At 63.2% G+C, this 20,585-nt stretch carries 19 protein-coding genes and 1 pseudogene; 3 read left to right on the top strand and 17 right to left on the bottom strand.

Translation table 11 applies throughout. The features are described from left to right. Positions 1-16: 16 nt before the first annotated feature. The 8 genes from FHW75_RS18430 to FHW75_RS18465 are packed head-to-tail and all read right to left on the bottom strand — an operon-like array spanning position 17 to position 8,663. Positions 17-1,504 (bottom strand): amidase, encoded by a 1,488-nt coding sequence (locus tag FHW75_RS18430; RefSeq protein ID WP_183674207.1) that lies wholly within the window; start codon positions 1,502-1,504, stop codon positions 17-19. Next, positions 1,504-3,168 carry an NAD(P)/FAD-dependent oxidoreductase gene (locus FHW75_RS18435; protein WP_019099566.1) on the bottom strand — a complete coding sequence of 555 codons (1,665 nt, stop codon included), beginning with the start codon at positions 3,166-3,168 and terminating at the stop codon, positions 1,504-1,506. The genes FHW75_RS18430 and FHW75_RS18435 overlap by 1 nt, the downstream gene beginning before the upstream one ends. A gap of 55 nt (positions 3,169-3,223) precedes the next feature. Further along, the gene (locus FHW75_RS18440; protein ID WP_016713821.1) at positions 3,224-3,862 is read right to left on the bottom strand and encodes a peroxiredoxin-like family protein; all 639 of its coding nucleotides are present in this window, start codon (positions 3,860-3,862) and stop codon (positions 3,224-3,226) included. Positions 3,863-3,882: 20 nt separating this feature from the next. Next, positions 3,883-4,647, bottom strand: a complete 765-nt coding sequence (locus FHW75_RS18445; protein ID WP_159266292.1) for a hypothetical protein — start codon at positions 4,645-4,647, stop codon at positions 3,883-3,885. Next, positions 4,644-6,281: an FAD-binding oxidoreductase gene (locus FHW75_RS18450; RefSeq protein WP_159266291.1), complete on the bottom strand. Its 1,638-nt coding sequence runs from the start codon at positions 6,279-6,281 to the stop codon at positions 4,644-4,646. Before FHW75_RS18450 ends, FHW75_RS18445 begins: the two co-directional genes overlap by 4 nt. Next, positions 6,271-7,137, bottom strand: coding sequence for a class I SAM-dependent methyltransferase (locus FHW75_RS18455; protein WP_019099570.1), 867 nt, complete (start codon positions 7,135-7,137; stop codon positions 6,271-6,273). Before FHW75_RS18455 ends, FHW75_RS18450 begins: the two co-directional genes overlap by 11 nt. Positions 7,138-7,187: 50 nt before the next feature. Then, on the bottom strand, positions 7,188-8,117 hold the full coding sequence (locus FHW75_RS18460) for a GNAT family N-acetyltransferase (protein WP_019099571.1): 930 nt from the start codon (positions 8,115-8,117) through the stop codon (positions 7,188-7,190). A 36-nt stretch (positions 8,118-8,153) separates the two neighbouring features. Then, positions 8,154-8,663, bottom strand: coding sequence for a MarR family winged helix-turn-helix transcriptional regulator (locus FHW75_RS18465; RefSeq protein ID WP_019099572.1), 510 nt, complete (start codon positions 8,661-8,663; stop codon positions 8,154-8,156). 195 nt (positions 8,664-8,858) lie between these two features. Here FHW75_RS18465 and FHW75_RS18470 point away from each other — a divergent pair, with 195 nt between their 5' ends. Beyond that, the gene (locus tag FHW75_RS18470) at positions 8,859-9,377 is read left to right on the top strand and encodes a DMT family transporter (RefSeq protein ID WP_027608904.1); all 519 of its coding nucleotides are present in this window, start codon (positions 8,859-8,861) and stop codon (positions 9,375-9,377) included. On the opposite strand, the gene FHW75_RS18475 is transcribed toward FHW75_RS18470, so the two are convergent. Continuing rightward, a complete protein-coding gene (locus tag FHW75_RS18475) occupies positions 9,378-10,286 on the bottom strand; it encodes a LysR family transcriptional regulator (protein WP_025752611.1) in 909 nt (302 codons plus the stop codon). A 58-nt stretch (positions 10,287-10,344) separates the two neighbouring features. Here FHW75_RS18475 and FHW75_RS18480 point away from each other — a divergent pair. Next, positions 10,345-10,460 (top strand): annotated as a pseudogene (locus tag FHW75_RS18480) (LysR family transcriptional regulator); the annotation flags it as partial. An 89-nt stretch (positions 10,461-10,549) separates the two neighbouring features. Here the strand turns inward: FHW75_RS18480 and FHW75_RS18485 are convergent. Together FHW75_RS18485 and FHW75_RS18490 are read right to left on the bottom strand one after the other, a co-directional pair. Further along, entirely contained in the window at positions 10,550-10,879 is a 330-nt protein-coding gene (locus FHW75_RS18485; RefSeq protein WP_025752610.1) for a hypothetical protein, read from the bottom strand. A 74-nt stretch (positions 10,880-10,953) separates the two neighbouring features. Next, complete coding sequence (locus FHW75_RS18490; RefSeq protein WP_025752608.1) at positions 10,954-11,604, bottom strand: DUF998 domain-containing protein; 651 nt, start codon at positions 11,602-11,604, stop codon at positions 10,954-10,956. A gap of 185 nt (positions 11,605-11,789) precedes the next feature. Between FHW75_RS18490 and FHW75_RS18495 the strand changes: the two genes are divergently transcribed. Next, the gene (locus FHW75_RS18495; protein ID WP_019099577.1) at positions 11,790-12,539 is read left to right on the top strand and encodes a FadR/GntR family transcriptional regulator; all 750 of its coding nucleotides are present in this window, start codon (positions 11,790-11,792) and stop codon (positions 12,537-12,539) included. Between the two features lie 75 nt (positions 12,540-12,614). Here the strand turns inward: FHW75_RS18495 and FHW75_RS18500 are convergent, their stop codons facing one another. The 6 genes from FHW75_RS18500 to FHW75_RS18525 form a co-directional block, all read right to left on the bottom strand. Beyond that, positions 12,615-14,195, bottom strand: a complete 1,581-nt coding sequence (locus FHW75_RS18500) for an aldehyde dehydrogenase (NADP(+)) (protein ID WP_025752606.1) — start codon at positions 14,193-14,195, stop codon at positions 12,615-12,617. Positions 14,196-14,246: 51 nt separating this feature from the next. Further along, the gene (garD, locus tag FHW75_RS18505) at positions 14,247-15,800 is read right to left on the bottom strand and encodes a galactarate dehydratase (RefSeq protein ID WP_025752604.1); all 1,554 of its coding nucleotides are present in this window, start codon (positions 15,798-15,800) and stop codon (positions 14,247-14,249) included. Between the two features lie 77 nt (positions 15,801-15,877). Continuing rightward, a complete protein-coding gene (locus tag FHW75_RS18510) occupies positions 15,878-17,242 on the bottom strand; it encodes an MFS transporter (protein WP_019098352.1) in 1,365 nt (454 codons plus the stop codon). A 103-nt stretch (positions 17,243-17,345) separates the two neighbouring features. Next, positions 17,346-18,257: a 5-dehydro-4-deoxyglucarate dehydratase gene (gene kdgD, locus FHW75_RS18515; RefSeq protein WP_016713836.1), complete on the bottom strand. Its 912-nt coding sequence runs from the start codon at positions 18,255-18,257 to the stop codon at positions 17,346-17,348. 361 nt (positions 18,258-18,618) lie between these two features. After that, positions 18,619-19,428 carry a gamma-glutamyl-gamma-aminobutyrate hydrolase family protein gene (locus FHW75_RS18520; protein ID WP_016713837.1) on the bottom strand — a complete coding sequence of 270 codons (810 nt, stop codon included), beginning with the start codon at positions 19,426-19,428 and terminating at the stop codon, positions 18,619-18,621. 357 nt (positions 19,429-19,785) lie between these two features. Then, positions 19,786-20,568, bottom strand: coding sequence for an amino acid ABC transporter ATP-binding protein (locus FHW75_RS18525; RefSeq protein WP_019098353.1), 783 nt, complete (start codon positions 20,566-20,568; stop codon positions 19,786-19,788). Positions 20,569-20,585: the final 17 nt, after the last annotated feature.

The raw sequence follows: 20,585 nt of genomic DNA on the forward strand, positions 1-20,585 counted from the left end.
TCCCGAATGTGTTGGGTCAGAAGGGCGGTGCGATCCAGCCACCGAATGCGAGCTCCAGTGAACGGGCTGCGTCGAGCAGCACAGGCTCCTGGCCGGGGCCGGCCACCACCTGCACGGCCACCGGGCAGCCTTGATCGAGGCGCCCCATGGGTACCGTCAGGGCCGGCAGGCCCAGTACGTTGAACAACGCGGTGTAGCCGATATCCCCCGGGTAGCGCAGGGCATGGCCATGCTCGGGCGAGGTGCCGGGCAACGCCGGCAGGGCCAGTACACTGTTGCCATCCAGCCGTTCGGTCAGCGCGTGTAACAGGGCATCGCGTTTGGGTAGCTGCCTTGCAAGGCCGGGGTTACCCAGGCATTCGCCCAGGCTGTCGAGCACGGTTGCCAGCCAAGGTCCGGTGGCATGCTGCGGTTGGCCGAGCAGTGCTTGCCAGGCATGAGCCAAATGCGCCACAGGCTGGCCGTCACCGAGAATGTCGGCCAGGCGCACGCCGGTTTCCTGCTTGAGCACGGCCAACCAGATGGCGAACGCATCGTTCAGTGCGTGGGGTAGCCAGCGCTCGACATGGGTGCCTTGGCTTTGATAGTGGTGGGCCACGTCATCCAGCGCCAGAGCCACGGCGGGCGAAATCCGGCTTCCCCAGCCCAGGCGTTCGGGCTGGCACAGGTACAGGCGTTGCAATGCTGCAGGCGGCGGGCGGTGTACGTAGCTGTCGAGGATATTGCGGTCCAGTGGGTCAGGCCCGGCAATGATCTCCAGCAGCACGGGCAGGTCTTCGGCATGCCGACACAATGGGCCGGCAGCAAAGTGCCTGGCGATGGCCATGGCATTCGGCTGCCCCAGGCCGCGTTCGTCCAAGGGAAGATGCCCGGTCAGTGGCACCAACCCCCGTGACGGCTTGAGGCCGAAAATGCCGTTGCAGGCAGCAGGGATTCGCACCGAACCACCGCCGTCGGTACCCAGTGCGAATGGCACGCAAGCGCTGGCTACCAGCACGGCATCACCGCCACTGCTGCCACCGGCACTCCGGTCGTTCCGGTAGGGGCTGCTGGTGCGGCCGTAGACCGGGTTATCGGTTTCTGGCCATAGCGCCATCTCGGCCTGGTTACCCAGCGCGACCGGAATGGCGCCCGCATCGATCAGGCGTTGCGCGGCGGTGGCGGTAAACCCGGCAACCTTGTGCTGTCGGCGGCGTGAGCCGCACGTTTTGGGCGCATCGGCCAGCCCCAGGCCCTCCTTGAAGCTGAAGGGCACGCCATGCAGTCGACCCAGCGGGGCGCCTTGGTCTCGCTGGCGTTCGGCAACTTCGGCGGCCCGCCGCGCCTGGTCGTACAGCGCCACTGCCACCGCGTTGCAGCGCCGTTGCACGGTTTGGCAGCGGCGGATGCTGTGTTCGACCAGTGCTACCGGCGACAGCGTGCCATCACGGACCCCGGCAGCCAGGCGCACACCGCTATGAGCCAGCAGTGCGTCGCTGCCGGCATCGGCCATGGGCATGCCCATCAGTGGCGCGCCAGGTCGAGGAAGCCGCCGTCGCTGCCGAACGGCGACTTGAGCAGCTCGGGCGCCTCGCCGTACTTGTAGAACAGTGAAGGCATCAGCCGCAGGCTGGTAGCGCGTCCCAAGTCCTGCAGCGTGCCCAGGCTATGCCGCGCCAGCAGTTTCAGGTGGCGAGGCGCCACGCTCCAGCGCACCATGCGCATCAAGCGTAAGCGCAGCAGCGCCGAGCGCAGGAAGTAGCTGGCGGCGTATCGCGGCCGGGCCTGGTTGTCGGCCTTGTACAGGGCGAAGTTGATAGTGCGCGAATACAGGTTGGGGATCATCTGCGGGCTGATGCCCGGATTGGAACGGCGTACTTCACGTAACAGGCAGGCAAAGGGTAGCGGTGATGGCTGCAGGTCCCGCGTGTAGCGTGGCAACAAATCGGCGAATTGCTGGGCCTGATGGCCGTCGAGAAAATCGCCGCTGACATACATGGGCAACACCACATGGAAGTACGCCATGTTGGCGAACAGCAGCGTCCAGCCCATCAGGAACGGGTCGTCCATTACCTCGTACCACTTGCTCCAGGTGTCCTGAAGCGCCAGTTGCGCCTGGATGTGCGATTCCAGGCAATTGACATAGGCGGGCGTCAACGTGCCCTGGATATCTTTCTCGATCATGGCGGCCACTTGCGGTATCTGCTGGGCTACATAGGCCAGCCCGGCACTGTTGGCCGGGTCGAAGGTGAACGCTGCATCACCGATCAGGAACCAGCCATCGGTGGAGTAATACTGGTTGGCCTCGTACATGTAGTTGTACATGGCGTGCTGGTCGATGACTTCGCCCGAGGCCATCAGCTCGGTGATCACCGGGTGGTCTGCCATGACCCTTTCCTTGAAGGCTTCCAGCGTGCCAATCCGTTCGTTGATCATGTCCGGGCGGTAGGTAATGCCGATGCTGATCATGTCGGCACCGTCTTCGCTGCGCATGGGTATGAGCCAGATCCAGTAGCCCTTGCCGTAGAAGTGATGGGTGACGTAATACGGGTCGAAACAGTGATGCTTGTCCTTGTGGGTGTTGATGCTGTGCAGGATGTTGCGGTCAAACTGGCGAAGGCGGAACCAGAACGTGCTGCGCTGGTAGGTCGGCTCCTTGTGCAGCTTCAGCTTCTTGGCCATGAAACGGTTGCGGCCGGTGGCGTCGACCACCCAGTCGGCGTCCATTTGCCAGGTCTGCGCCTCGCTGCGCAGGGTCAGGCGGTGACGTGTATGCTCGCCTTCGTGCAGGTCGACCGCAGCCACGTCGGCCTCGATCAATTGCACCTGCTGGTCGGCCACGATCGCACGCAGGTCTTTGTCGAAGCTGAAGCGGTTGAGGTTGTAGGCGGGCATGCGGATCACCCCAGGTGCTTCATGGACCACGTAGTTACGGCATTCCGGGTTGTTGCGCAGTTTCAGGTAATAGGTCAGGCCGTATTTGTGGTAGTGCTTTTCTTCAAGCAGGCTGCCCAGGCCGATACCTTTGAAAAAATGCGTGGTCAGCTCGACCGTCGACTCACCGACGATCGGCCGCTTGCGGTCCGGGCGGCCGATCAGCGTCACTTCTACGCCAGGCAAGCGCTTGCGCAGGTACAGGGCAGCCAGGTGGCCGGCCACGCCGGCCCCCATGATAGCGATACGTTTCATGTCATCAGTCCGTGATGGGGTGGGGCACCGGGAAACCCGGTGCCGGGGGTGGCACTCAGTGGCTGGCGGCTTCGATCAGCGCCTGGGGTTCGGCGCGCTCGGAATAGTCGACATTGATGAACGCCCGGCGTATGCGGCCGTCCTGGCCGATGACGAATGCGCTGGCCATCGGCAAACTGAGGTCGTCGCTGGCATTGAGGGCCTTGAGGTCTGCACCGAGTGAGCGGTACACCGCCTCGAGCTCCGGTTCCAGTTCGAAGACGATGCCGTACTGGCGTGCCAGCTGGTTGCCGGGGTCGCTCAACAGTTGATAGCGCACCCCCAGGGCTTCGCGGGTTTTTTGGGTGGCGGCAGGGCTCTGGGCGGAGACAGCCACCAAGGTGGCACCGCTGACGGCCAGGTCACCCACCATCTGCTGGTACTCGCCAAGCGCGGCATTGCAGAACGGGCACCACAGGCCGCGATAGAAAACCAGCACCAATGGGCCGCGTGCCAGCAAGGCATGCAGGTCTACCGCCTTGCCATCGGCATCCTCCAACACGGCCAGTGGTGCGCGGTCGCCGGCTTTCAGCGCATGGGCTTCGGGGTGGCGTGCGATCAAGGCCTGTAGCGACGTGCTGAATTTTTCCAGCACGTCGGCGGGCAGTTGGCCCATCTGCTGTTTGATGGCGTCGAGTTTTTCCTTGAGTGACATGCTTCTCTCCTTGTGGTGATTCACTGGGGCAGGCTTCGGGTTGCCCGGGTGTGGATTCGCTGCGAGGCCTTGCAGCCGGGGGGGTAGCGCTGGAACAGCTGGAGCACCCAATCGGGTCGGGTTTTGCTGGCATCGTTAAGCCAGTTGGCGACCGAGTCCTGGGCGTACTTTTCAGCCTCGGCCAACAGCGGCACGAGCAACGGCTCGGCCACTTCCGGTTGTTCTTTGAGCGCGGCTATGTGCTCACACCAGACGCCACGTGGGCGCAGGATTTCGATACAAAAGCGTCGCACCAGCGGGTCTGCGTCGCCTGCGTAGCGGCTGAGCAACTGCATGGCGGTGTCCAGCTGCTGTGCCAGGCGTGGGCGCAGGGCAATCCAGGCCCATTCGCGTACACCGAAATGCTCATCGCGGGCGAAGCGCAACTGCGCCAGCAGGGCGTCTTGTGCAGGCAGCGTGCGCGAAAGGTGTGCCTGAGCGAAGGCTGCCCAGCTGCGTACGGTGTCGGACGGGTGCGCACAGCATTGCTCGAACACCTCCTGGCGCAGGGTGGCGGGTGCATGTTCCAGCCATTGGCCCAGCGCCAGGCCGATGGCTGCAACCTTTTTTGAAAGGCCCAGCGTCTGAACCTGGTCAGCGCAGGCAGCCAGTTGCTCGACCAGCGCCGCAGGTAACCGGGTGGCCAGGGCATTGGCCAGTGTCACCTGATCCACGGCCAGGCATTCGGCCAGGTTGCGGGTTGGCAGTTGGCCAAGGTCGATCAGGGACTTGCGATCATCAGTCATTGCTGAGGCTCCATCACAGCAGGTTGGCAGTGGAGGGCTGGCGCCAACGGGCAATAACGCCCTGGCGCGAGCAGGTGCTCTGGGTCCAGCGCATCCTTGATGCGCTGCCCGAGTTGCCAGGCAGGCGCTTGTGTTTCGCTCAGCAAGCCCATGAAGGCCAGGGGAAGCCGATAGGGCAGTACGCCTTGCTGTTTGCCCGTGCGGAACAACTGCCGGTAGCAGTCTTCGGCGCGGCTGCTGGCGGGGGCATCGTTGCGGTCGAACAGTAACGGCACGGTGCAGTCGATTGCGCGGCCCGACAAGGTGGTGAGGGTAACCGGGCAGGGCATGCGATGGGTTTCGCAAGCCTGTTCCATGTGCGAGACGAAGGTGGCTACCTGCTGGCTGCGCAGGGGCAGGATAGGCGCGTACCAGATCAGGCCGCAGTTGTCCCGGGCCGGGTCGAGCAAGGCGCCTTGCTGCGGTTGCGCACCTGCGGCGTAAGCCAGCGGCAGTGCCACCTGGTTCGGCTGGCCTTCCATCAGTTCAACGCCCATGCGCAGTTTGCTCAAGGTCACTTGCCAACGCCTGGACCAGGCCCCCGGCAGCAGACGCAAGGCACGCTCAGCCAGCACCAGCTGGCGTTGGCTGCGGAACAGGTAACGGCTGCAGAACCGCCGCAGTTCGCTGCGGATGATGCCCTTGAGCGAAGCCAGCTGCGCCTGTTCGCAGTAGATCGAACCTACCCCCATCCAGGCGGGCAATGCCAGCGATTGCGCGGCGGCGTTGCGTTCGGCCTGATTCAGTTGGGTAAGGGGCCGGGTGTTGTAGGCCATGCTTAGCAGACGCGTGCTGTTCATCAGGTTGATGCCGCCCACCTGGCTGGCGCAACGTTCCAGAATGCGCTTGATGCCATCGAGGGCGGCCGGGAGCTGTGCTGCCGAGTCCACCCAGAAATAGAACGGTTGCACGACCTGTGGGCGCTTGACCAAGGCGATCGACATTTGTGTCACCACCCCCAGCCCGCTCTGGCTGAACAGGCCGTCCAGGTAGGGGCCGATGCCCCACTTGAAGCAGGCGGTGGTGCCCGTTGCCCACATCGGCGAGCGATAGCGTTGGCCATCGGGCAGAATGGCTTCAAGGCCCATGACGGCTTGCCAGTGGTCCGTTAACGGTGTGATGCCAAAGCCGCGCTCCAGCGCGTTGGCCAACACACTGCAGGTGGGCCCTGCGCCGGTGACTGGCGTAAGGAATGGCAGGTTGCGACTGGCCAGGTAATCGGCCAGCGCGGCCTGGGTAACGCCTGGTTCAAGGGTGACCACGCCCAGAGCCTCGTCGAAGGCAAGGATCTTGTCCATGCGCGACAGGTCAAGTTGCACGCAGTGCTCGTGAAGCGTTGCCACGCCGCCATAGCCCCAGTTGTGGCCTGTGCTTACCGGCTGCACCGCGACACCGTGCAGGTGTGCAATGGCCAGGCAGGCGGCTACCTGCTCGCTGTTGGCTGGCCTGAGCCTGGCACTGGCATGGGCGGGCGAGCGCATGGTGTCCTGCTTCAGCTGGCACAGCGTGCTGGCGTCATTCTGGACATGGGCGTCACCCAGCACCGCGCGCCAGGCTGCCAAGGCGGCTTGTAGCCCCTGCGGCTCAGAACGCACTAGCCAGGCCTCCCATGCCAAGGAACAGGCGCAGTTGGTCGACGTCGGCCCTGCGGCTGCGTGGCAAATCGCGGTAGCGTCGCCGAAATTCGCCCTTCATCGCTGCCACACAGCGCCGCTTGGGGGTGCGGATCACCATCATCAGCGGGCTGACCGCTGTGCTGTATACCTTGGCGCATGGGCCGAGGTAACTGGCGGCAAGGGTCTGGAACTCTTCCAGAGAGAAAGCAGCCAGCAGCGAGTTGCGGTAGTCGAGCAGTGTGGCCTGGTCGGCTCCATCACTGGCGCGGCTGACAAAATAGTCCACCGACTCTACCGACTTGAGCCGGCCAAAGTCGTTCAGGTAGATGGCCCGGTCATTGCGGAGCACGCGTGCGATGTTGCGAAACGTAGCTTCCAGTTGAGTGAGGTCGGCCAAGTGATGCAGCGCCATCGAAGAGATCACCACGTCAACGCTGCGGTCGGCGATACCGGCCAGGCGAGTCATGTCTTCCTCGCGCAGTTCGACGTTGTCGATGCCTTGCTGGCGAATCGAGGCCTGCCCCACCTCGAGCATGGTGGCCGAAAGGTCGGTGCCGATGAATTCGGCCCTCGGGTTCAGGCGGGCCAGTTGCAGCAGCAGGCTGGCCGGGCCACAGCCGATGTCCAGCACGACATCGCCCGGTTTGATCAACGCGCACATCTGGGCGCAGTGGTACAGGTACGTACCGGAAAGCGCCTGGCCTTGGCCTGCACTGTCGGCGTAAGCCGAGACACAGGCGTCGTCAGCCATTACCAGATCAGGCTCAGGCGTGCGCACCAGGGGGTGCCTGAGGGTAATTTCCCTGTAGATCGCGCGCAGCAATCCCATGTCCATGAACGTATCCTCCATGAAAGTCGTGTGGTGTGGAGCGCGGGGCGGGCTGCTCAATCCAGTTGCAGAACCCGCCGTACCCGCGGCGTCAGATGGCGCGGCGAGGTGCCGCAACGTGCCATGTGGGTGAGCACTTCGTCAGTGCTCCAGTGGGTTTGAGGCGGCGCGACGGGCAACTGGATGTGCGGGAAATGCCGTGCGCAGAAAAAGTCGAAAAGGTCGGTGTGCTGCTGCTCGACGGTAAAGCCCAGCCCAGGGTGCTGGTAGACCTTGGCGAACACCTGGCGTGCCTGGTTCAGGTTCAAGGCCAGGGGTAGCGACAGGGCATTGTTGAGCTTGGTGTAGGTCTGCACGGGGCCAATGGGCGAGAAGAACAGCACGTTGCGGTAGAAGCCGGCGGCGCGAGGGTGCACGGCGATCAGCAGGCTATTTACCCGGCGATGGTCCATGGCCCAACGGAACATGGCGTTGTACAGCATGAGGGGCACGCCTTTGCCTTTGTAGTGGCTACAGACCGCCAGGGTGCCGACTTCGGCCAGGCGGCCACCGCCCAGGCGTTGCAACACCGCTTCGTTGACATGCACGTCTTCGAGCGGCAAACCGAGCGGCGAGTCTTCGATCAGTGACACGGTCCCCACCACCTGGTCGCCTTTCAGTGCCACGAACGTGGTGGTGCCAGGTAGCAGGTGAAAGGGTGAGAAGCGCATGCCGGCGCGGCACACAGTAGCAATGCCGCGACGGGCATAGCTGTCGTTGACCAGGCGCAGGGCCTGCTCGAGTTCATACAGATTCTGCACCGGTCGAAAGCTGAAGCCTTCAATGGCTAGCGGCTGGCTGCAGAGGCGGCGAATGAACAGCCGCCGGTAGAGTGCTGCTGGCAGGCAGGCTTCAAGCCAGGCCTGGCGCCGCCTTACCTGGTCGCGCTCGCTGTGCACGCGCGGCTTCCTGCCGATTCGTGCCAGTACGCTCTGATTCTGCAACATCATCCACCTCCATGTGGTTTGACGGGTGTATTGGCTTCAGTCCTTGTCGGGTGGCAATGCCAAGGCAGGGCTCGCCGAAAGTGCCTGCAGCGCGGTGGAAAGGGCTTCGCGCTGTGTGTTGTCCAGCGTGTGCATGATCGTGCCGATCCAGTCGGTGTGTTCGGCGAATACCGCGTCCAGGACAGCAACACCTGCCGGGGTAAGGCTGATGCTCAGTTTGCGACGGTCGTGGGCATCCTTGCGGCGCTTGATGAAGCCGTCGCCTTGCAGACCGTCGAGCAGACCGGTGACGGTGCCTGAAGTAATCGCCAGACGCGTCGCCAGTTCCAGTGGCGACAAGCGTCCGCCAGCCGCTTGCAACGTCAGCAAGATGGCGAAACGCCCCTCCGACAAGTTATGGCGAGCCAGGCGAACCGCGCACACGCGGTTGATTGCCGCAGCCGCGGACAGCAGTTCGAAACACAGGCGCACGCTTTGCCTGGCGTCGGCAGGGGCCTCTGCCAGTGCGTCGAGCATGATGTGATGCTTGTTCTCAAGAATATTCATAAGGCGCAGTTTATCTTGGTGCCTTAGTAAGTCAACAATGCTTGTGTTACAGGGCTGCGACAGCTGTTGAATTAGTGCGTTGCATGTCTGTTTTTCATACATGTTACGAATAGTTCATGTGCATGATTTTGATTTCCATCAGCTTGGTGCATTGCACGATGATGGCGGTCATCAACACGTTGAAAAGGCACGTCCATGTTCAGTAAATCCATGCTTCTGTTGGTTCTGCCGCTTGCCCTGGCGTTGTTTGCCGGTGCCGTACTGCCCTTTCAGGCCACCGCTAACGCTGCCGTAGGTCGGGCATTGGGGCACTGGTTATGGGGGGCGTTCACCTCGTTGACGGTGAGTTCGCTGGTGGTGATTGTTGCCCTGCTGGTTCTGAGGGTGCCTGCACCGGACATGGGCAAGGCGCTGCAGGGGCCCTGGTGGTTGTGGGTAGGGGGTGTTCTGGGGGCACTGTATGTGGCCGGTGCTGCTGCACTTACCCCAAGGTTGGGGGCTGCGGGCTTCCTGGTACTGGTCGTGGCAGGGCAGATCATCACGGCAGTGCTGGCCGACCATTTTGGGGTAATGGGGTTGACTGGCAAGCCACTCAACCTGGCCAGGCTGGCGGGCGTGGTGCTGATTTTATGTGGCGTGCTGCTGGTGCAGGGCACCTGGGCGACGGCGACACCGGCCAGTGCCGCAGCGGTGGTGAAGCAGCCAGAAGGTTGATCAGCACCCCGGTTGGCTGCAGGCCCACACGGTTTCGCGTAGCCAGCGATGCCCGGGGTCGTTGTCCTTGCGGCTGTGCCAGGCTTGCTGGTAGTCGAACGAGGGGATTGCCAGCGGCGGTTCGAACTGGCGTAACGCCGTGTGCGGGTGCAGCGAGCCTACGGCGCGGCTGGCCACGGTAAGGATTAGGTCGGTACCGGCCAATACCTCCACCGCTGCGCTCCAGTGCGGCAAGGCCAGGGCAATTCGACGGCGCAAGCCTTGGGCTGCCAGCGCACGTTCAATCTCATCGAAGGCGTCCGGGCGCATGGCCATCAGTACATGCGGGCGCGCCAGCCAGTCTTCCAGCGCCAAGCCGCCGCTGGCTGGCAGGACCTGGCGGTCGGCGACGCTGATGAAGCTGTCGGCAAACAGCGGCTGGGTAGTGATGCCTTGGGGCCGGTCCGGGAAGATGCCCAAGGCCAGGTCCAGTTCGCCATCGAGCAGTTGGGCCAGCATGGTTTCGCGGCTGGCCTGGCTGATGGCCAGGTCTACCCCGGGTGCGACCTGGCGCAGATGGCGCATCAGGGGTGGCAGGATAATGCGCGACGAGTAGTCGGACAGCGACAGCCTGAAACGGCGCTGGGCCTTGGCCGGGTCGAACTGGGGGGTGGCGAGCAGGCCGTTGAGGCTGCCCAGCGCATCCTGCAGCGGGCTGGCCAGCGACTGGGCGAGTGTGGTGAGCGCCATGCGGCCGTTCTGGCGAACCAGCAAGGGGTCGTCGAAGTGTTTGCGCAACTGCGCCAGGGCGTGGCTTACCGCCGGCTGGCTGCGGTGCAGGCGCAGGGCGGCGCGGGTCACGTGTTTCTCGCTGAGCAGCGCGTGAAGGGCCAGCAGCAGGTTGAGGTCGATCTTGCGCAGTTCATCCATGGGGTGAATGGCTTTATCACTATTCAAATGTCTTTATCAGATTAACAAATGCAAGCACCGCCTGGTGCGGGTGTTGCCGCAGTGGCAGCGGGCATTTACCTGGTGCGGCCGACCGCGCGCCTGAATACAGCGGCACTGGGGGCATTCAAGGCCTGGCTGGAAGACCGCTTCTAGGCCGGAGCCCCTTGGCGGCCTTGAAGTGGCCTGTCGTTATTCAAGACTGACTCTAAAGTTTATTGCATAAATATTTGATAAATAACAAATCATCTTCTTGCTACAGCGTGCTGAACGCACTGCTCGTAGTAAGTCTGCCTGATTGCGGACGGTTTTAGCCGCGAGCGGCTGTTGTAGGTCTGCTCGGTAATACCGAAGGCGGTCATGCGCATCCACGGTTTGGGGAATTTGCGTACCTGCAGCTTCTTTCGCGTGGCATACAGCGTGACCCCGGAAAGCTTGGCCTGTTGGGCTTCGGCGGCTATCTGCGCCCCCCAGGTGCAGGTGTGGCGATCGTTCTGGCTTGGCGCCCGGGCTTGGGCGCCGAAAGCGAGCGTGGCCAGCAGGCAACCGGCCAACGTTGCTAGAAATACTCGCATGTTGCTGTCCTAAGCATATGAAGAGGAAGGAAGTTTGCCTTCGCTTTTCAAGACCGGGGGCCAGCAATTTGCCGTCAGATCACCGCCATGCGCAGCGGGTTGGTGGCAGGCTTGCGCAGGCTGGCCCAGGCCAGGCCGGCGACCCAGATCACCGACACGCCATAGTTCAGCCGTTGGTACAGGCCGAACAACTGGCCGTTTTCTAGCGCCTGGCCCATCAGGGCGACGGTAACGATCGCCAGGACCACACAGGCCAGGGAGAACAATGACAGAGCGGGTGAACCCGCAATGCGATTGCCCAGCCAGGCCCACAAGGCGCTGGCCAAGGTCAGTGAGAGAAACATCAGCAGGCCGGACAGGTTATGCAGTTGCTGAGAGGTAGACGGCTGCGCCGGAGCGCACCCCTGGTCGCAGGGGAACCAGCCGGTGCCCAGGCTGCCGACACCGTGTAGCAGCACCAGGCCCGCACTCAGCAGTGCAAGTCTGGAGTGACGCCAGCGCCGCGCCAGGCCCCAGGCTAACAGTGCGAACAGTACGGCCAAGGGGAAGTTGTTAACCTGTGGCGACCAGCTATGGGTTGGCGAGCCAACGGCGCCGAGTTGGCTCATGGCCTGTTGCAGGTGGTCGTAGCCGGGGTAGGCTTGGGCAGTGAGCCATACACCGGCCAGCAGCCAGAGGGGGATCAGCAGGCCGCTGGCGAGCAGCAGGCGGTCGTGGGGTTTCATGCCGGGTCTTCCTTCCATGGATGAGTGAGCGCAAAGGCGCACAGTACAGGCTTGCGCTGGCTTTGGGCCAGCTTTTCCCGAGGTGGCGCTACAGGGATGTGCAATAAATACCGCACCGGGTGTATGTGATCGTACAACTGCATGCGCTATGATGAGCGCTGTCTTTCAAGGTGAAACACAGGGCAATGACAGAGCAGCAGGTACAGGCAAGGACCCGGCGCAAGCCGCGTAGTCTGGCCCAGGAACTGGTCACGGTGCTGACCGAGCGCATTCGCAGTGGCCAGCTCAAGCGTGGCGACAAGCTTCCGACCGAATCGCAGATCATGGCTGAGGAGGGCGTCAGCCGCACCGTGGTGCGTGAGGCGATCTCGCGGCTGCAGGCCGCCGGGCAGGTCGAGACCCGTCACGGCATCGGCACCTTCGTGCTGGACGCGCCGGCCACCGGGGGCTTTCGCATTGACCCAGCCACCGTGGTTACGTTGCGCGAGGTTTTGGCTGTTCTGGAATTGCGCATTGCCCTGGAGATCGAGTCGGCAGGCCTGGCGGCGCAGCGGCGCAGCGATGAAGAGCTGGCAGGCATGCGTGCGGCGCTGGATGAGCTCAACGAAGGGGCGGCCCATGCCAACGATGCGGTGTCGGCGGACTTCCAGTTTCACCTGCGCATTGCACAGGCCAGTGGCAACCATTACTTCGCCGATATCATCAACCACCTGGGCACCAGCATCATCCCTCGCACCCGGGTGAATTCGGCGCGGCTGGCCCATGATGACCAGGCGCATTACATGAGCCGGTTGATGCATGAGCACGAGGCGATTTATGAAGCAATCGCCCGGCGTGACAGCGAGGGGGCGAAGATGGCCATGCGCATGCACCTGAGCAATAGCCGGGAGCGCTTGCGTCAGGTACATGAAGAGGCTGAGGCGCAAGGGGCCTGAAGTTTCTCTTGCCAGCGGACACTGCCAAAAGAAAAGCCCCGCCATGCGCGGGGCTTTCTTGTTTCAGGCAATCACTCAGATCGCCGCGTCACTCCACTGACCATTGACCAAACGGCGCAGACCCAATGGGTTGCCGTCGCGCAAGGCTTCAGGCAGCAACGCCTGCGGGTAGTTCTGGTAGCACACCGGGCGCAGGAAGCGGTCGATAGCCAATGTGCCAACCGAGGTGCCACGGGCGTCGGAGGTGGCCGGGTAGGGCCCGCCGTGGACCATCGCATCACACACTTCGACACCGGTCGGGTAACCGTTGACCAGAATGCGCCCGACCTTCTCCTCCAGCAGCGGCACCAGCCAGGCAAAGGCCTCGAAGTCCTCCTGCTCACCGATCAGCGTCGCGGTCAGCTGGCCACGCAGGCCGAGCAGGGCGGCGCGCAGTTGGTCGTTGTCCTGCACTTCGACCGCTACGGTGGTTGGGCCGAACACTTCTTCCTGCAGCAGCGGGTCGGCATTCACCAGCAGGCTGGCGTCGGCCTTGAACAGCTGGGCGCGGGCCTGGCTGCCTTCCTGTGGCTGGCCAGCCAGGTGCTGGATACCCGCGTGGGCGTGCAGGTGCTCCAGACCGCCGACGTAGCTGCGCAGGCCACCCGCGTTGAGCATGGTCTGGCCGGCCTGGGCGTTCAGGTGCAGGCCAAGGTCGGCCAGCAGTTGGCTGAACTGAGGCGATTGCAAGCCGATGACCATGCCAGGGTTGGTGCAGAACTGGCCGGCGCCCATGCACACGGAGCCGGCCAGCTCGCGGGCGATGGCCTCGCCACGTTTGGCCAGGGCGCCCGGAAGGACGATCACCGGGTTGATGCTGGACATCTCGGCGAACACAGGGATGGGTTGCGGGCGCTCGGCAGCCATGCGGCACAGGGCGTCGCCACCTTTGAGCGAACCGGTGAAGCCGACAGCCTGGATGGCCGGGTGCTTGACCAGCCACTCGCCCACGCCGCCACCGAATACCATGTTGAACACACCCTTGGGCATGCCGGTACGTTCGGCGGCGCGCACGATGGCGCAGCCGACCAGGTCGGCGGTGGCCATGTGGCCGCTGTGCGCCTTGAACACCACCGGGCAACCGGCAGCCAGAGCGGCCGCGGTGTCGCCACCGGCGGTGGAGAAGGCCAGCGGGAAGTTGCTGGCGCCGAACACGGCGACCGGGCCAACGCCGATGCGCATCTGGCGCAGGTCTACACGCGGCAGCGGCTGGCGCTCGGGCAGGGCCAGGTCGATACGGGCACCGAGGAAGTCACCCCGGCGCAGCACCTGGGCGAACAGGCGCATCTGGCCGCTGGTGCGGCCACGCTCGCCTTGAATACGGGCGGCGGGCAGGGCGGTTTCGCGGCAGACGATGGCGACGAAGGCGTCGTCCAGTTCGTCCAGCTCGGCGGCGATCGCATCGAGGAAGTCGGCGCGGCGGGCTGGGCTCAATTGGCGGAATTCGGCGAAAGCGGCCTTGGCAGCGGTGGCGGCCTGGTCCACTTCGGCTTCGGTAGCTTGGGCGAAGCTGTAGGGCAGGGCCTCGCCAGTGCTGGCGTCCAGGCTCTGCAGGCGCTGTTGGCCGGCGGCGCTGCGCTGGCCGGCGATGAAGTTGTGGCCGAGGATTTCAGGCATGGGGTGCTCCTGTAGGTTAAGAGAATGTCTGATAGGTTGCTGCCTTGGGCATCAAGTAATCGGTGCCGGGTTGAACAGGGTGATGTCGTTGTGCAACCGGTGCTGTTCGGCCCAGGTCTGCTTGCGGCCGCTGGCCACGTCCAGGTAGTAGTGGAACAGTTCCCAACCCAGCTCTTCGATGGTCGAGCGGCCTGTGGCGATGCGCCCGGCGTCGATGTCGATCAGGTCGGGCCAACGCTGGGCCAGTTCGCTGCGGGTGCACACCTTGACCACTGGTGCCATGGCGAGGCCGTATGGGGTGCCACGGCCGGTAGTGAATACATGCAGGTTCATACCGGCAGCCAGTTGCAGGGTGCCGCAGACGAAGTCGCTGGCCGGGGTGGCGCAGAAAATCAGGCCCTTGCGCGTAACTCGCTCGCCTGGGCCAAGCACGCCCTGAATGGCGCCGCTGCCGGACTTGACGATCGAACCCAGCGACTTCTCGACGATATTGGACAGGCCGCCTTTCTTGTTGCCCGGCGTGGTGTTGGCGCTGCGGTCGGCCGCACCTTGCTCCAGATAGCGGTCGTACCAGTCCATTTCGCGTATCAGGGCACCGGCGACATCCTGGTTTTCGGCGCGAGAGGTCAGCATGTAAATGGCGTCGCGTACTTCGGTCACCTCCGAGAACAGCACGGTGGCGCCGGCGCGTACCAGCAGGTCGGACGCGTAGCCCAGTGCCGGGTTGGCGGTAATGCCCGAGAAGGCGTCGCTGCCGCCGCACTGCATGCCAAGGATCAGCTCGCTGGCGGGTACGGTTTCGCGTCGGCGCTGGTCGAGTTTCTTCAGTCGGGTTTCGGCCAGTGCCATGATCTGTTCGATCATTTCCACAAAGCCCAGGCTGGCGTCCTGCAGGCGGTACAGCCACGGGTCGCTGAGGTCCACCGACGGGTCGTTGTCGTGCATCACCTGGCCGGCCTGCAGTTTTTCGCAGCCCAGGCTGATGACCAGCGCCTCGCCGCCCAGGTTGGGGTTGCGCGCCAGGTTGCGCACGGTGCGGATCGGGATGTAGGCGTCGCGTGCGTTGATCGCCACGCCGCAGCCGTAGCTGTGGGTGATGGCCACCACGTCATCGACGTTGGGGTATTTGGGCAGTAGTTCGCTGCGGATGCGCTTCACTGCGTGTTCGAGCACGCCGGTCACGCATTGCACGGTGGTGGTAATGCCGAGGATGTTGCGGGTACCGACGGTACCGTCTGCGTTGCGGTAGCCTTCGAATGTGAAGCCTTCCAGCGGCGGCAAGGGCTGCGGGACAGCGTCGCAGCGCGGCAGGCTGTCCAGCTCCGGGGCGGACGGCATGGCCAGTTGGCTTTCCTGCACCCAGCTGCCTTGGCGCAGGTCTTCCAGCGCATAGCCGATGATTTGCCCGTAGCGGCGCACGGGTTCGCCCTTGGCGATGGTCACGGTGGCCACCTTGTGGCTTTGTGGCACGCCTTCGACCAAGGTCAGGCCATCGGCGAAACGGGCGCCTTCGCCCAGGCCGCCGTCGTTTACAACCACGACGACGTTATCGTCGTCATGCAGGCGGACGTAGCGGGGCGAGTCGGAATGTTCGATCAACTGCATGTTTGGGCCCTACTTGTCAGGTTCTCAGGCTTTTTGTACATCCGCCCGCACCGGTTAACCGGCGCGGGCGTGTTCACTCAGTGGCGCGAGCTGGCCAGTTCGCTGTTGGCGGCAGGCTCAGCCTGTGGCTTTGGGGCATCGTCGCGCAGCTCGATGCGTTTGATCGGGCCAACGATCACCAGGTAGCTGAACACCGCCACCAAGGCGTTGGCACCTACATACACCAGCGCCCACTTGAACGAGCCGGTGGCGCTGATGATGTAGCCGATCACGATCGGGGTGGTGATCGAGGCGATGTTGCCGAAGGTGTTGAACAGGCCACCTGACAGTCCGGCGATCTGCTTGGGCGAGGTGTCTGCCACCACCGCCCAGCCCAGCGCGCCAATGCCTTTGCCGAAGAACGCCAGGGTCATGAAGCCGACCACCATCCATTCGGCGTCTACATAGTTGCAGAACACCATGGTGGTCGACAGCAACAGGCCGCAGACGATCGGCAGTTTGCGCGAGAAGGTCAGCGAGTTGCCACGGCGCAGCAGCCAGTCCGAGATCACGCCACCCAGCACGCCACCAATGAAGCCGCAGACCGCCGGCAGCGAGGCGATGAAGCCCGCCTTGAGGATGGTCATGCCGCGCTCCTGCACCAGGTACACCGGGAACCAGGTGAGGAAGAAATAGGTGATGGCGTTGATGCAGTATTGGCCCAGGTACACGCCCAGCAGCATGCGGCTGGTCAGTAGCTGCTTGATGTAGCCCCATTTCGGGCCGTCGTTGCCGCGCTTCTGGTCCATGTCCACCAGGCCGCCGTTCTGCTCGATGTGTTCAAGCTCGCTTTGGCTGATGCGGGGGTGTTGGCGCGGGTTGTGGATGGTCTTCAGCCATACCATGGAGAACACGATGCCCAGTGCGCCCATGACCACGAACACATGCTCCCAGCCGAAGCTGAACACGATCCAGCCCATGATCGGCGCGAACAGTGCAGTGGCGAAGTACTGTGCCGAGTTGAAGATGGCCGAGGCCGTGCCACGCTCCTGTGTGGGGAACCAGGCGGCGACGATGCGCGCGTTGCCCGGGAACGACGGGGCTTCGGCGAAACCAACCAGGAAGCGCAGGGTGAAGAGGGTCACTACGGCCCAGGCAACCGGAAGGCCACCGACAAAACCCTGCAACAGGGTGAACAGCGACCAGGTGAAGATGCTGAAGGCGTAGACGTTCTTGGAACCGAAACGATCGAGCAGCCAGCCACCAGGAATCTGGCCAGCTACGTAAGCCCATCCGAAGGCGGAGAAGATATAACCGAGGGTTACGGCGTCAATGCCGAGGTCTTTCTGCAGGCTGGAACCTGCGATTGCAATGGTAGCGCGGTCGGCATAGTTGATCGTGGTCACCAGAAACAGCATGAACAGGATCAGGTAGCGCACATGCGTCTTCTTAGTCGCTTGCATGCTGGTAATACTCCCACTAGTTATTTTTGTGCGGGCTCACGAATTGTAACCGGAGTGGGGCTTCCCACTCCGGGTGCGGCAAGGGCAGGCCGCAGGGGTGCGCTTATTGCGGACCCATCTTGTCCATCAGGGCTGCGAGCATTTCGTACTCTTCGGCAGTCAGGTCGGTCAGCGGCGTGCGCACCGGGCCTGCGTCGTAACCGGCAATTTTGGCGCCGGCCTTGACGATGCTGACGGCGTAGCCGGCTTTGCGGTTACGGATGTCCAGGTACGGCAGGAAGAAATCGTCGATCAGCTTGGCCACGGCGGCGTGGTCGTCACGGGCGATGGCGTTGTAGAAGTCCATGGCGGTCTTCGGCACGAAGTTGAACACGGCGGAGGAGTACACCGGTACGCCCAGGGCCTTGTAGGCAGCAGCATACACTTCGGCGGTCGGCAGCCCACCCAGGTAGCTGAAGCGGTCGCCCAGGCGGCGACGGATCGACACCATCAGCTCGATATCACCCAGGCCGTCTTTGTAACCGATCAGGTTCGGGCAGCGCTCGGCCAGTTTTTCCAGCAGGTCGGCGTTCAGGCGGCAGACGTTGCGGTTGTACACCACCACGCCGATTTTTACCGATTTGCACACCGCTTCTACGTGGGCGGCAACGCCATCCTGGCTGGCTTCGGTCAGGTAGTGCGGCAGCAGCAGCAGGCCTTTGGCACCCAGGCGCTCGGCTTCCTGGGCGTATTCAATGGCCTGGCGGGTGGAGCCACCCACGCCGGCGAGAATCGGTACCGAAGTAGCACAGGTGTCGACGGCGGTCTTGATCACCTGGCTGTATTCGCTGGCAGCCAGGGAGAAGAACTCACCGGTGCCGCCAGCGGCGAACAGGGCACTGGCGCCATACGGGGCCAGCCATTCCAGGCGTTTGATGTAGCCAGCCTGGTTGAAATCGCCCTGGGCGTTGAAGTCGGTGACCGGGAAAGACAGCAGGCCGTGGGAGAGGATGGATTTCAGTTCTTGTGGAGTCATTGTTCTAGGCATCCTGTGGCGCTTGGGTGAAGGGTGTTGTTCTGCGTTGGAGGTAAGTTATCGTACAACTTGTGCGATGACTAGTCCCTTTGCGAGATTTTTTTGCGGCGGTGCAGGAGGGAAGGGTTAATTCTGTACTGGCGTCTTCGCGGGTTACAGCAGAAGGAGCCGAAGACACCGATGGCAGACCAATCACAATCAGTCATCGTATCTCTTGAGAGGGGAGGGAAAAACGATCGCGGAGACAGGCACAAGCCCGCCGCCCGCATCCACGGGAAGTGTTCTGGGACCAGCAGAGGGTGACCGGGGAAACGGGGGCGGCCTTGCGCCACCCCGCGATCAAAGCAGAGGAAACGGTAGGTCAGGCAGCGTGCTGGCGCTTGATCTGCGCCTTGCGTACCTGGGCGCGGCAAGCATCGCCGAATGCCTGGAAGATCTTGATCGAATCAGGGTTTTTCGCCGCTTGCCATTCCGGGTGCCACTGCACGGCGAACAGGAACGGCGAAATGCTCGGGGCGTGAATGGCCTCGACCAGGCCGTCTTCGGCGTGGGCGATGGCTTCGATGCCAGCGCCGAGCTTGCGCAGGCCTTGGCCATGCAACGAGTTGACGCGAATCTCGTCGGTACCCAGGGTGTCCTGCAGCCAGCTGCCTGGCTGGATTTTTACGCCATGAACCTGAGCGTATTGCACTTCAACCGGGTCTTCCGGGTTTTCCCGGTGGTCGTTGAAGCCCGGCTCGGCGTACACCTTCTGGTAGATGTCGCCGCCCAGGGCGACGTTGATTTCCTGCATGCCACGGCAGATGCCGAAGATTGGCAGGCCACGCTTGATCGCCGCCTTGACCAGCGGGATGTCGAACAGGTCGCGGTTCTGGTCCTGGCCCTTGCCTGGGGTCTGGTTTTCCTGGCCATACAGGGCCGGGTCGATGTTGCTGCCAGCGCCGGTCAGGTACACGCCGTCGGCCATGTCCAGGTAGGTCTCGAGGTCTTCAGTGCCGCAGCAGGTGGGCACCAGTACCGGAACGCAATCGGAGAACTCGACCAGCGGCGTGATGTATTTGTGGGTCATGACTTGATAGTCATGGCCTTTGCGCTCTTGGCTGCCCATGGTCATCAGGACGACGGGTTTGCGCAGGGAAGGTTGCTTGTTGCCAATGTTGCTGTTGGACATATGTCACCTTGGGACAGGTTCGGCCTGTCGTTGTTGTGCAGGTGCACGGCGCGGAGCCTTGGGTGCAGCCTGTAGCCCCGAGCACTGCCGGCTCGTCAGAGGCGACGATTCCGGTCGGGGCATGTAGATAGCTTGCCAGAGCCGTTCGATATGTCAAACGACTGAAGAGGGCTTTAACGCGGGGAATGCACCGGTTTTTGGGGGCTGAAACCGATGCGGGCCTGTTGTGGCGTGGGTTTGGCGGGGATGCCGGTCAATAATATTTAACGATGCAGTTGGGTCTTTGCAGCGGTGCAATAAAGTGTTGCTTGTGCCGGCCTCTTCGCGGGCAAGCCCGCGAAGAGGCCAGAGCAGGCTTCAGTGCAGTATCTGCGCCAGAAACGCCTTGGCCCGGTCGGTACGCGGCTGGTTGAAGAACACCTGCGGCGGGCTGTCCTCGATGATTTGCCCACCCTCAAGGAACAGCACCCGCTCGGCCACTTGCCGGGCAAAGCCCATTTCGTGGGTCACGCACAGCATGGTCATGCCCGTGCCGGCCAGCTGCACCAGCACATCCAGCACCTCGGCAACCATTTCTGGGTCCAGCGCCGAGGTTGGCTCGTCAAACAGCATGATCCTCGGCTTCATGCATAGCGCCCGGGCGATCGCCACGCGCTGCTGCTGGCCACCGGATAGCTGGCTGGGGTACTTGTGCGCCTGGCTTTCGATACCCACCTTCTTCAGGTACATGCGCGCCCGTTCCTCGGCGTCCTTGCGCGACAGCCCGCGCACGCTGGTAGGGGCGAGCAGGCAGTTGTCCAGTACGCTCATGTGCGGGAACAGGTTGAAATGCTGGAACACCATGCCGATATCGCTGCGCACCTGCGCCGCTTCCCGGGTGGTGGCGGCCAGGTCGATGCCGTCGACCTTTATGCTGCCCTGCTGGGCCACCTCCAGGCGGTTGATGCAGCGGATCAGCGTCGATTTTCCCGAGCCGGACGGCCCGCACAGCACGATGCGTTCGCCTTCGCGCACCTGCAGGTCGATGTCGTGCAGCACGTGGTACGCGCCGTAGTGCTTGTTCAGGCCTTCGATGCGTATCAGCACCTGGCGTGGGTCGGGCTCGGGGGCAAGGCTGGCAAGGCTCAGTGGTGCGGTCATGTTGTTTTTCTCCCGCG

The sequence above is a fragment of the Pseudomonas sp. OG7 genome, from assembly GCF_014192825.1.
In the GTDB taxonomy this organism is placed as follows: domain Bacteria; phylum Pseudomonadota; class Gammaproteobacteria; order Pseudomonadales; family Pseudomonadaceae; genus Aquipseudomonas; species Aquipseudomonas monteilii.

Coding starts and splice junctions, on each gene's coding strand:
- FHW75_RS18430 (WP_183674207.1), bottom strand. CDS start 1,504: ATGGGCATGCCCATGGCCGATGCCGGCAGCGACGCACTGCTGGCTCAT.
- FHW75_RS18435 (WP_019099566.1), bottom strand. CDS start 3,168: ATGAAACGTATCGCTATCATGGGGGCCGGCGTGGCCGGCCACCTGGCT.
- FHW75_RS18440 (WP_016713821.1), bottom strand. CDS start 3,862: ATGTCACTCAAGGAAAAACTCGACGCCATCAAACAGCAGATGGGCCAA.
- FHW75_RS18445 (WP_159266292.1), bottom strand. CDS start 4,647: ATGACTGATGATCGCAAGTCCCTGATCGACCTTGGCCAACTGCCAACC.
- FHW75_RS18455 (WP_019099570.1), bottom strand. CDS start 7,137: ATGGACATGGGATTGCTGCGCGCGATCTACAGGGAAATTACCCTCAGG.
- FHW75_RS18460 (WP_019099571.1), bottom strand. CDS start 8,117: ATGTTGCAGAATCAGAGCGTACTGGCACGAATCGGCAGGAAGCCGCGC.
- FHW75_RS18465 (WP_019099572.1), bottom strand. CDS start 8,663: ATGAATATTCTTGAGAACAAGCATCACATCATGCTCGACGCACTGGCA.
- FHW75_RS18470 (WP_027608904.1), top strand. CDS start 8,859: ATGTTCAGTAAATCCATGCTTCTGTTGGTTCTGCCGCTTGCCCTGGCG.
- FHW75_RS18475 (WP_025752611.1), bottom strand. CDS start 10,286: ATGGATGAACTGCGCAAGATCGACCTCAACCTGCTGCTGGCCCTTCAC.
- FHW75_RS18485 (WP_025752610.1), bottom strand. CDS start 10,879: ATGCGAGTATTTCTAGCAACGTTGGCCGGTTGCCTGCTGGCCACGCTC.
- FHW75_RS18490 (WP_025752608.1), bottom strand. CDS start 11,604: ATGAAACCCCACGACCGCCTGCTGCTCGCCAGCGGCCTGCTGATCCCC.
- FHW75_RS18495 (WP_019099577.1), top strand. CDS start 11,790: ATGACAGAGCAGCAGGTACAGGCAAGGACCCGGCGCAAGCCGCGTAGT.
- FHW75_RS18500 (WP_025752606.1), bottom strand. CDS start 14,195: ATGCCTGAAATCCTCGGCCACAACTTCATCGCCGGCCAGCGCAGCGCC.
- garD (WP_025752604.1), bottom strand. CDS start 15,800: ATGCAGTTGATCGAACATTCCGACTCGCCCCGCTACGTCCGCCTGCAT.
- FHW75_RS18510 (WP_019098352.1), bottom strand. CDS start 17,242: ATGCAAGCGACTAAGAAGACGCATGTGCGCTACCTGATCCTGTTCATG.
- kdgD (WP_016713836.1), bottom strand. CDS start 18,257: ATGACTCCACAAGAACTGAAATCCATCCTCTCCCACGGCCTGCTGTCT.
- FHW75_RS18520 (WP_016713837.1), bottom strand. CDS start 19,428: ATGTCCAACAGCAACATTGGCAACAAGCAACCTTCCCTGCGCAAACCC.
- FHW75_RS18525 (WP_019098353.1), bottom strand. CDS start 20,568: ATGACCGCACCACTGAGCCTTGCCAGCCTTGCCCCCGAGCCCGACCCA.